The sequence below is a fragment of the Roseicyclus salinarum genome (assembly GCF_029624655.1).
Lineage (GTDB): Bacteria > Pseudomonadota > Alphaproteobacteria > Rhodobacterales > Rhodobacteraceae > Roseibacterium > Roseibacterium salinarum.
The window spans coordinates 1-9301 of record NZ_JARRSA010000054.1 but is presented as its reverse complement, the minus strand read 5'-3'; the positions used below and the strand labels follow the sequence as shown (position 1 = coordinate 9301).

At 64.0% G+C, this 9301-nt stretch carries 10 protein-coding genes and 1 pseudogene; 3 read left to right on the top strand and 8 right to left on the bottom strand.

Annotated features, from left to right (window positions below):
- Positions 1-156 precede the first annotated feature (156 nt).
- The 3 genes and pseudogenes from P6F26_RS19500 to P6F26_RS19495 form a co-directional block, all read right to left on the bottom strand.
- Positions 157-345, bottom strand: a pseudogene (locus P6F26_RS19500) (DDE-type integrase/transposase/recombinase); the annotation flags it as partial.
- Between the two features lie 14 nt (positions 346-359).
- A complete protein-coding gene (locus P6F26_RS19730) occupies positions 360-623 on the bottom strand; it encodes a VOC family protein (RefSeq protein ID WP_430736771.1) in 264 nt (87 codons plus the stop codon).
- A 35-nt stretch (positions 624-658) separates the two neighbouring features.
- On the bottom strand, positions 659-1294 hold the full coding sequence (locus P6F26_RS19495; protein ID WP_278030377.1) for a sulfotransferase family protein: 636 nt from the start codon (positions 1292-1294) through the stop codon (positions 659-661).
- A 15-nt stretch (positions 1295-1309) separates the two neighbouring features.
- Here P6F26_RS19495 and P6F26_RS19490 point away from each other — a divergent pair, with 15 nt between their 5' ends.
- Positions 1310-2323, top strand: a complete 1014-nt coding sequence (locus P6F26_RS19490; protein WP_278030376.1) for a LysR family transcriptional regulator — start codon at positions 1310-1312, stop codon at positions 2321-2323.
- Between the two features lie 333 nt (positions 2324-2656).
- On the opposite strand, the gene P6F26_RS19485 is transcribed toward P6F26_RS19490, so the two are convergent.
- Genes P6F26_RS19485 through dctP form a run of 4 tightly spaced genes read right to left on the bottom strand, consistent with a single transcriptional unit; the run spans position 2657 to position 6369 of the window.
- Complete coding sequence (locus tag P6F26_RS19485) at positions 2657-3625, bottom strand: alpha/beta hydrolase (protein WP_278030375.1); 969 nt, start codon at positions 3623-3625, stop codon at positions 2657-2659.
- Complete coding sequence (locus tag P6F26_RS19480; RefSeq protein ID WP_278030374.1) at positions 3622-4911, bottom strand: TRAP transporter large permease; 1290 nt, start codon at positions 4909-4911, stop codon at positions 3622-3624. Before P6F26_RS19480 ends, P6F26_RS19485 begins: the two co-directional genes overlap by 4 nt.
- The gene (locus tag P6F26_RS19475; RefSeq protein ID WP_278030373.1) at positions 4908-5384 is read right to left on the bottom strand and encodes a TRAP transporter small permease; all 477 of its coding nucleotides are present in this window, start codon (positions 5382-5384) and stop codon (positions 4908-4910) included. Before P6F26_RS19475 ends, P6F26_RS19480 begins: the two co-directional genes overlap by 4 nt.
- A 1-nt stretch (position 5385) precedes the next feature.
- Positions 5386-6369, bottom strand: coding sequence for a TRAP transporter substrate-binding protein DctP (gene dctP / locus P6F26_RS19470; RefSeq protein WP_278030372.1), 984 nt, complete (start codon positions 6367-6369; stop codon positions 5386-5388).
- A 118-nt stretch (positions 6370-6487) separates the two neighbouring features.
- Here dctP and P6F26_RS19465 point away from each other — a divergent pair, with 118 nt between their 5' ends.
- Both P6F26_RS19465 and P6F26_RS19460 read left to right on the top strand, forming a co-directional pair.
- Complete coding sequence (locus P6F26_RS19465) at positions 6488-7009, top strand: MarR family winged helix-turn-helix transcriptional regulator (RefSeq protein WP_278030371.1); 522 nt, start codon at positions 6488-6490, stop codon at positions 7007-7009.
- A 20-nt stretch (positions 7010-7029) separates the two neighbouring features.
- On the top strand, positions 7030-8442 hold the full coding sequence (locus P6F26_RS19460) for an FAD-binding oxidoreductase (protein WP_278030370.1): 1413 nt from the start codon (positions 7030-7032) through the stop codon (positions 8440-8442).
- A gap of 283 nt (positions 8443-8725) precedes the next feature.
- On the opposite strand, the gene P6F26_RS19455 is transcribed toward P6F26_RS19460, so the two are convergent.
- Positions 8726-9301: IS6 family transposase (locus P6F26_RS19455; RefSeq protein ID WP_278030369.1), on the bottom strand; the 576-nt coding region annotated here is incomplete at its 5' end.

The window sequence follows — 9301 nt, the reverse complement described above, 5'->3', positions numbered from 1 at the left end:
GCTGCACGTACGGCCTGAGGGCGTCGTTAGGACAGGACAGCAGGATCGCACGACGTCGGACTTGTGCCGACCAGCGCAAACCACCACTTACCATCAAAGTGGATGGAAAATTCCCTTGCCGCGCAAGATCAAGCCGACCGACACCGAGAAGGTCACGTGATCCACCGCCCGCCAGAGATAGTGCCGCTCACCGTTGATCTTCACGAACATCTCGTCGAGGTGCCATCGCCAACGACTTGATCGCATGCCCTCGATCCGGCGTTTGCGGATCCCGGATGCGAACGTCGGCCCGAACCGATGCCGCCAGAACCGCACCGTCTCGTGGCTGATCTCGACGCCACGCTCGCAGGCTAACGGGGTCAGCCTATTGCCTCAAGCCAAGTTCCTCTGACAGAACCCATGTGCTCCATTCTCAGGCTCTCACCTTCGGTGTGAAGCGTCGGCGGCGGGTCCGCCTCGATCAAATGGATAACACAGGTCCCCGCCAAATAGAGCCATGCGCCGGGAACCGGAAATTCGGGGCGCGGACCGGATCGGAGGCCTAGAACGTCCTCGTACCAGGCGACCATTCTCTCTAGGTTTAAAGTTCGTATGTTGATGTGGTCGAAAGCGACAAGCGGCATGGTTTCGGTCTCCTTCTTCTGGCCAGGTTTCGGGATCAAGCAGCGGCCGGTTCGCCACCGAAGATGGCCCAAAACTCGTCACGCGCATTGCTGCGCGGGAAGTCGGTCGCGGGGACGGACGCTCCCAGAAAACGGCAGAGCGGCTCCCACCCGTCGGATGGCGTGAAGACAAGCAACCGGTCGGCAGGGATGGTGTCGCGCACCTTCTCATTGTTTCGGCGATAGGCCCTAAGTGCATGCTCGCGGTCGGTTCCGCCGAACACACCTTGAACCAGGATGTCGTCCATCGTTTCGAAGATCGCTGCGACGGGAGGAGGCAAGTCCAGGTCCTTTCTGTGGATCCAGAACTTGTTGATCGTAGAGGAATAACTTGCCCACCAGTCGTCTTCAGGGCGCTCGGTGTGCAGAACCAACGCATCAGGAAAGGCGATCGAAAGCTCGTGCCATACAGCCGCGCCGGGGAAGTCGACCTGAGCCCTGTAACCGGCGAAGACCTCAGCCCAGTCGACCTCCTTACCCGCGGCATAGGCGGCCCAATGGGTGGGCTGGTCGGGATTGCCCATAACTTCGACCATATGGTGACAGGGTCCGAGACCGAGCTGTTCGAGCGCGATCTTGGTGGACATGGTGCCGGTCCGTCCAAACCCGGATCCGATGACTTTCAGCGACATGGCGTTACTCCTCTGGTGCTGTATTTCGTTGCGTTGATGGTCAAGTTTGTGAATGATTTTCATCACGCGCCGAGCGAAACGATTTCATGCACTATGAGCGATATTCAGCTTCACCGCCTCGACCTGAACTTACTCGTGACTTTCGAGGTGCTTATGGACGAGGGAAGCGTCGTAGGAGCCGCCGAAAAACTGGGGAAAACACCTTCGGCCGTGAGCCATGCCCTCGCCCGGCTGCGAGAACAGGTCGGTGATCCGCTGATGGTGAAGGTCGGCGGGAAAATGCAGCCGAGCCCCTTCGCCCTAACTCTTCTTGAGGACGTACGGCCCATTCTCCGAAGCATTCAGCGCGCCGTATCGCCGCCACAGCCCTTCGATCCCGCAACGAGCAACCGTACGTTCCGGATTGCCGTGCCGGCCATTCCAAGCCTGATCAACGCGGTCTTTACCCGGCTGTCTGAAGAGGGTCCCGGCGTATCGCTCGAATGGGTAGGTCTGGGTCCGCACCTTTATGCCGCGGTGGCCGACGAGCAGGTCGACATCGCGCTTCTCGGAGCGGACAAGACGCTGCCCGAGGGATTGCTGGAGCACGTCATGCCCCCGTTGAAGCGATATACGTTCATGCGGGCGGGTCACCCTGCACTCGACGACTGGGGAAAGCGGGCCTGGCTCCACTGGCCGCATGTCATCGTCGGGATGTCCGGTGCCGCGCGTCAGACCGTGGAAGAGCGCGTAAAGCGTGACGGTCTGGAGCGCCGCATTGGTGCGCACATCCCGGAATTTTCGGGCATCGCACCGCTCCTTGCTGCATCGAATATGCTGGCCACGAACGCGAAGCCGTTCCTTGGTGCGGACGTTAAGACCTATGGGCTCCAAGCGCGCCGCCCGCCGATCAACCTGCCTGACATCACCTTCCGGTTCTTCTGGAGCGCCAGATTGGCGGCCGACCCGGGCAACCGTTGGCTCCGGGCAATCGTTATCGGCGCATACGAAGAGCTTTGCGCCGAAACCAAGGCATATGACGACGATTAGGGCAGTGAGACGCGAAACTGCTATTTGCTGTGAACTTTCGGCTCCGAGGTTCCAAGCCGCCAATCGCCGCAACAAGGACGAGCGTCCACCAATGACCGGAGCCGCCGTTGGCGCACTCATGCTTGAGCGGCCGGACCGCGGACGGACCGGTCGTTCGCTTAAGCCATTGTTGGGCCGCTTCGCTCGACAATGGGGCCGCTTACCAATGGTTCCCGAAGCTGATCTTGTCGAATGGCTTCCGAATAGCCGAGCCTCCCGAAAACAAGACGCCGTTCCGACGGCCCATGATCCGAAGACGGGAGGCATTGCCGCACGGCACGCGCGATTGAATGATCAGACAAGGGCTGCGCAGAGGAAACTATTGACCGCATTGAAAACCTGAGTCGCGCGACGCTCGGCACTGACGAAATGAGCTCCATTGGCGATCTCGACATAGTGCCGGTCAGCCGCGCCGAGAAGGTCTAGAAGCCGAAGCGCATCGCTGCGCGTCGAGGTCGGGTCGGCGCCACCACGGATCAGAAGGGTCGGACATCGGATGGCGGACGGATCATACACTGGACGCGCGTTGAACGCCTCCCAGAGATCGAGGAAGGTGCCGTTTGGCGCACGGAAGGCGCGCGGGTCGTGGGTGTCGGAGGCCGGGTCGTCCGAAAGCGAGGACTGCACGAGGGCCTGAAAGACGGCCTCGTCGCGCCAGTCCGCGCCAGACGGAATCTCGGCGTCCCAACGGCTGCGCGTCGCGGCCTCCGTCACCAGCCGCGCGGCACCGAAGGCGGGGTTGAGACGCGTCGGGTCTTCCGGGTCCGCCAGCAGCTCCAGCCAGCCGGCATTCCGTTCCGCGAAGATCGGCGCGTAGAGCACGAGCCGCGCCACGTGGGCGGCTCCGACCGTCGCAGTGTATTGAGCGGTGGTGATCGAGCCCCAGGATCCGCCTATCAGCCGGACCGTCCCGACCCCGTGGCGCGCGCAGATCCAGGCCACGGCGTCGTCGATGTCGCGGATCGCGACGCTTGCGGGTGCATAAGGCGTGTCGGCACGCCACATCACGGCTGAGCGCGACTTGCCGTAGCCGCGGATGTCGAGCGCATAGGCGGCAAAGCCCGCCTCCGCCGTCGCGCGCAGCCAGCTCGCGCCGGGATGGGGGATGTCGTAAAGCCGGCTCGCATAGGTCGCTCCATGAACCAACAGGACGGGCGGGCGCGACAGCTCGTCGCCGTGGGCGCGCAAGTGCAGCTGCAGTCCAGGCTCGTCGGAGGAGGCGACCCAATGGGAGGTCGCCGTGTCATGGTCCCGCCAGTTCATCGGAACGCCTCCGGGATCGTGGTGACAAGGCCGGGGAAGGCCCAGAGGAGGGCCATGCCCGTCAGGAAGATGCCCACGACCGGCCAAGCCGCGCGATAGACCTGCGCGGTGCTCATCCCCGTCGCCGCGCTCTTGAGCGCAAAGAGCGTGTAGCCGAAGGGCGGCGTCAGACTCCCTATGGTCAGGTTGATGAGAAACAGGGTCCAGAACCAGATCGGGTCGAAGCCCATGGCGGCCACGATCGGCTGGTAGATCGGCACGGCGAGCAGCATGAAGGCTATCTGGTCGATGAACATGCACAGGATCAGAGGGATCAGCATCATCAGCAGGAAGGTGAGGTCCGGCGAGAGGCCGAGATCACCGATCAGGGTCACGAGGCCGCGCGTCGCGCCCGCGAAGGACAGAAGCTGGCTGAAAAGCTTTGCGGAGACCACGATAATCAGGATCACGGTGGCGATGGTCACGGCGCTGGCTACGGCCTCGTGCAGCATCGGCCACGTGAGGCGACCGAATAGCGCAGCAACGATCAGCGCGCCCACGACACCGGTGGCTGCGCTCTCCGAGGGCGTGGCCACGCCCATGAGGATCAAGCCCATGACGGAGACCACGACCAGCAAAAAGGGCGCCATGTTGAAAAGTGCGCGCAAGGCGGAGATGTCGCTGGCCGAAGGCTCGGGCGGCGGCATCTCTCCCCCGCGCAGGTAGACGAAGGCCAGCGTCAGCGCCGCAAAGATCAGGCCCGGGACGATGCCCGCGACCAGAAGCCCGGCGATGGAAACGTCGGCCAGAGAGCCCACTACGATGGCGAGCAGGCTCGGTGGGATGATCGGCGCCAGGCTCGCCCCCGCGAGGATCGTCGCCGCCGAAGCACGGCTGTCGTAGTTGCGCCGTTCCATCAGCGGGAGAACGGACCGGCCCAACATCGCCGCCACGGCGACGGCGGAGCCCGAGAGCGCACCGAAAATCGTGGAGAGCGCGATGGAGACGACGTAGAGCCGCCCTTTCAACCGCCCAACAAGGCGGTCGACGCTGGTGAAGAGTACGTCCACGGTCCCTGAGCGAAACAGGATCTCGCCCATCAGCACGAAAAGCGCGACGGTCACCAGCGTGGGCGAGGTCGCGGTCTCGTAGATCGAGTTCGAGAAAAGGCCGAAGCCGCGCGGACCGATGAGGATCAGCACGCCCACGATGTTGAGCAGTAGAAAGCCCACGAAGATCCGCGCGCCGGTGAACAGGACGGCCAGCAGAAGTCCAATGGAGAGGATCAGGAAGATCGCCCAGCTCATGGCGTGCGGGCCGCAAGCTGGCGCAGGAAATGCAGCGCGGCCGAGCCGAAACCGAGCGCGATCACGGCGGTGATCGGCCAGCGCGGGATCGGGTTCGCGGCGTTGGTCATCAGGCCACGGTCGAACTGGCGCATCGCCTCGCCGGCGACGATCCAGCCTGCCACGAGGCAGGCTGCGGCGCCCAGCAGCTTTGTGCCTCTGCCGAGCCAGAGCGACGCGGGCGGCGGCAAGGCCTCGGGCAGGATGTCTATGGCAACGTGGGCGTTTCGCCGTGTCACATCCGGCAGCGCACAAAAGATCAGGATGGCCAGGGCGTACTGGACAGCCTCACCGGACCAGGTCGTCGGCGCGCCAAAACCGTACCGCATCACCACCTCGAAGACATAGAGCGCCACGGCCGCGCAGAGCGCTCCCCCCGCCAGAGCGAAGAGCCAGCGGGAAGACGCGTCGTGCAGGGCGCCGAGACGGCGCATGTCAGTCCGACAGGCCCGCGGATTGCGCCAGCTCGCGCAGGCCGGCCACCGCCTCGGGAGCACCCCCTTCGGCCACCTGCCAGACGCCATTCGACCATAGCGTCTCGAGCTGCGCGGCCTCCTCGGGAGCGAACTCGGTCACCTGCATGCCGAGCTCAAGAAGCGCTGCGCGCTCCTCCGTGGCGAGCACGTCGAAGCGTGCCACGCTGTCCGCCTCTAGCCGTTCGGCGGCGCGTTCGATGGCGGCGCGCGCCTCGTCCGAAAGGCCCTCCCAGGCGCCGAGGTTCATGAAGATCATCAGGCCGACCTGTCCGAAGCCAGGATCGGCCATGTAGTCCGCAACTTCGTGCCAGTTGAAGTCGAGAGCGCCTGTCAGGCCCCAGGCGGCACCGTCAATGGCGCCGGTCTGCAGTGCGGAATAGACGTCTCCGCCGCCCATGACGACGCCCGCGCCGCCGAGCGCCTCGATCATGGGGTGGTAGGAGACGGTGCCGCGGATGTTGCGCCCGTCGAAGGCGGGCACGCCCTCGATCGGGTCGCGCAGGTAGTAGCGAAAGCCGACCGAGCCCGTGGGCGGTGCGGCGATCAGCTTCATGCCCTGGGTCTCCAGATAGTGCGCGTCGATGTAGTCGATCACGCCCGCCTCACGGCGTGCGGCCGGGTCTGCGGCGATGGCGTCGATGGCGAGACCGACCGGTGTCGTACCCGCGTGATAGGCCGGGTGGGTGAAGAGGATGTCGAATACGCCCGCTTGCGTCGGCTCGAACTGTTCCAACGGCGGCACGGCGTCAGGTCCGGTGAAACTGATGGTGACCGCTCCATCCGATTCCTCGGCGACGAGCTCGGCGAAGGGCTGCGCGATCTCGCGGCTGAACACGAAGCTCTCGGGAAATGCATTTATCCCCCGCAGGTCCTGTGCCTGCGCAACGACGGCGGTGGTGAGGCCAAGCGCGAGCGCACCGGCAAAAGCGTCAATCCTTATCATGTCTTCCTCCCTTTGGCGCCGCTTCTGAAATCAAGCGCACGCTTGTAACACGTTGTATAGTTCCTTATGGAACCTTATGTAAAGTTCCAATTGGAACCGGTTTGCGCTAGGAAGGGCCATGACCAAGGATCACGACCCCGCTTTCGACAAGGCGTCGGCGCTTGCCGGCCTGTTCGGCCCGCTCTCGCTGACCATGCTAACGGATACCGATCTGTCACCGGCCTGGCGGATCAGTTTCCTCGCGAATTTCTTCACCGGGCCGATCTATGCCCGGATTCAGGATCGCTTCGGCCTCTCGCGCCCCGGCTTCGTGATCTTGTTCAGCCTCAGCCAGCAGGACGGGTTGGTGGCGCGCGACATCTGCCTGGTGACGGGCCTTCCGAAGAACTCGATCAGCCGAGCGGTGACGGAACTGGAGGCCAAGGGGCTGATCGCTCGCGACACCGACGCCGCAGACCGGCGCGCCAAGCCGCTCAACCTGACGTCACAGGGCCGCGCCCTGTTGGATGAGGTCGTGCCGCTCTTCAAGGAAAGGCAGGCGGCCATGCTCGCCGTGCTGGACGAGACCGAGGCCGCCGAGTTCGACCGGCTGATGACCAAGGTCGTCTTCGCCATGCCCGACTGGGCTCAGCCGATTTGACAGCTTTGAGGGAGGAGCAAATGACCGCGATGAAACCCTTACGCCGCAACGCGGCCGGGATCGAGAAAGCCATCGGCATTCTTGGACAGAGCTTCGGCGACCGTCTGCAGACCGGGGTCGCGATCCGCGAACAGCACGGGCACACGACGTCGTGGCTGGAAAACCAGCCGCCCGACGCGGTCGTCTTTCCCAGAACCACGGCGGAGATCGTCGAGATCGTGCGCATCTGCGCCCAGCACGGCGCGCCTGTCATCCCGTTCGGCACGGGCACCTCGCTCGAAGGACATGTCAACGCGCCCCGCGGAGGGATCAGTTTGGACCTTGGCGGGATGGACAGAATCCTTGCGGTTCATGCCGAGGACCTCGACTGCGTCGTCCAGCCCGGCGTGACGCGCGAAGCAATCAACACGCATCTGCGCGACCAGGGCCTGTTCTTCCCGATCGACCCGGGCGCGAATGCCTCGCTCGGCGGGATGGCAGCCACCCGCGCCTCGGGTACGAACGCGGTGCGCTACGGCACGATGAGGGACAACGTGCTGGCGCTGGAGGCAGTCATGCCAGACGGCACCGTGATCCGAACGGGCCAGCGCGCGCGAAAATCGTCGGCGGGGCTGGACCTGACCCGCCTTCTCATCGGCTCCGAGGGGATGCTCGGGATAATCACCGAACTGACCCTGAAGCTTCACGGGATACCCGAGGCGATATCTTCGGCCACCTGCTCCTTCCCGAGCGTCGAGGCGGCTTGCGGCGCGGTGATCGCCACGATCCAGATGGGTATTCCCGTCGCCCGAATCGAACTGCTCGACGCAGTGCAGGTGCGGGCGGTGAACGCCTATTCGAAGCTTGACCTGCCGGAGGTGCCACTCTTGCTCCTGGAGTTTCACGGGTCGGAAAGGGGTGTCGAGGAGCAGGCCGAAACGTTTGGAGAGATTGCGGCGGATACTGGCGGCTCCGGGTTCGTCTGGACGTCGAAACCCGAGGACCGCACGCGGCTCTGGCGTGCCCGGCATGACGCGTATTGGGCTGCGCTCAACCTCAGGCCCGGCGCGAAGGGCATAGCCACGGACGTCTGCGTGCCGATCTCGCGTTTGGCGGAGTGCGTGAGCCAGGCACAAGACAAGATCGCCGAGATGGGCCTGGTCGCGCCCATCGTCGGCCATGTGGGCGACGGCAATTTCCACACCCTGCTGCTGATCGATATGAACAACAACGAGGAGATCGCCCAAGCCGAGCGCTTTGTCGGTTGGCTGAACGACCTGGCCATCTCGATGGAGGGAACCTGCACCGGAGAGCACGGTATAGGCCAGGGCAAGGCGCGCTATCTCGCCCGCGAGATGGGGCCCGCGACTGAAATCATGGCGCGGATCAAGACCGCCCTCGACCCTTGTGGCATCATGAATCCGCGGAAGGCTTGGGAGGCGTATCGTGACTGAGACGATACCGTACCTGCAAAGGCGGCAAACCCGTCTGTCGAGATTGCCATGCCGGGGCTGTTGGTCAGGTTTCCAGCGCGCCGTCCCGCAGTCGAGCACCTGCGGCGGGCCGACGTGATGCGCAAATATGACATGCCTCGCGTGGTGCCGCCGCGCGCACCTCCAACCGCAATTTTTTAGACGGAATCTGCATGGTGCTGTCAGACGAATTCGAACTCGTCTCAGCTAGGGGTGCTGGCAGATTAATTCGAACCAGTCTCAGCTGGGGCAGTGACGCTGTCCCTTATGCCGCACAGAGACCGCGCCACTCGGCGAGAGCGGCGGCGCGGTTGGCCTTGAAGTGGGATCTTCTGGAGAGGCTGCGATCCAGATTGAAGTGGTTGGTGACGGAGCCGTGGACGGAGGCGAACTTCTGAAGACTTCGCATGCGTCGGAACCGGAGCATCGCCCGTTCGCGTCGTCGGAACGGCAGGTGCGAGTTCTCGGCCCGGCTGTTCAGCCAGCGTCCCGTCTCCTGGCACATACCTGCACCGACCTCCTTCAGCGCGGCGCCGTAGGACCTCAGCTTGTCGGTGACGATGCATTTGGGCTTCCCATGCCGGCGCATGGCTTTCCTGAGGAATTTCAGGGCAGCCTTGCGGTCCCGCGTCTTCGTGACGAAGCTTTCCAGCACCTCACCTTCGTGATCGACGGCGCGCCAAAGGTAGTGCCGCTCGCCGTTGATCTTCACGAACATCTCGTCGAGATGCCACCGCCAGTGGCTCGATCGCATGCCCTCGATCCGGCGTTTGCGGATCTCGGATGCGAACAGCGGGCCAAAGCGATGCCACCAGAACCGCACCGTCTCGTGGCTGATCTC

Coding starts and splice junctions, on each gene's coding strand:
- P6F26_RS19730 (WP_430736771.1), bottom strand. CDS start 623: ATGCCGCTTGTCGCTTTCGACCACATCAACATACGAACTTTAAACCTA.
- P6F26_RS19495 (WP_278030377.1), bottom strand. CDS start 1,294: ATGTCGCTGAAAGTCATCGGATCCGGGTTTGGACGGACCGGCACCATG.
- P6F26_RS19485 (WP_278030375.1), bottom strand. CDS start 3,625: ATGAACTGGCGGGACCATGACACGGCGACCTCCCATTGGGTCGCCTCC.
- P6F26_RS19480 (WP_278030374.1), bottom strand. CDS start 4,911: ATGAGCTGGGCGATCTTCCTGATCCTCTCCATTGGACTTCTGCTGGCC.
- P6F26_RS19475 (WP_278030373.1), bottom strand. CDS start 5,384: ATGCGCCGTCTCGGCGCCCTGCACGACGCGTCTTCCCGCTGGCTCTTC.
- dctP (WP_278030372.1), bottom strand. CDS start 6,369: ATGATAAGGATTGACGCTTTTGCCGGTGCGCTCGCGCTTGGCCTCACC.
- P6F26_RS19465 (WP_278030371.1), top strand. CDS start 6,488: ATGACCAAGGATCACGACCCCGCTTTCGACAAGGCGTCGGCGCTTGCC.
- P6F26_RS19460 (WP_278030370.1), top strand. CDS start 7,030: ATGACCGCGATGAAACCCTTACGCCGCAACGCGGCCGGGATCGAGAAA.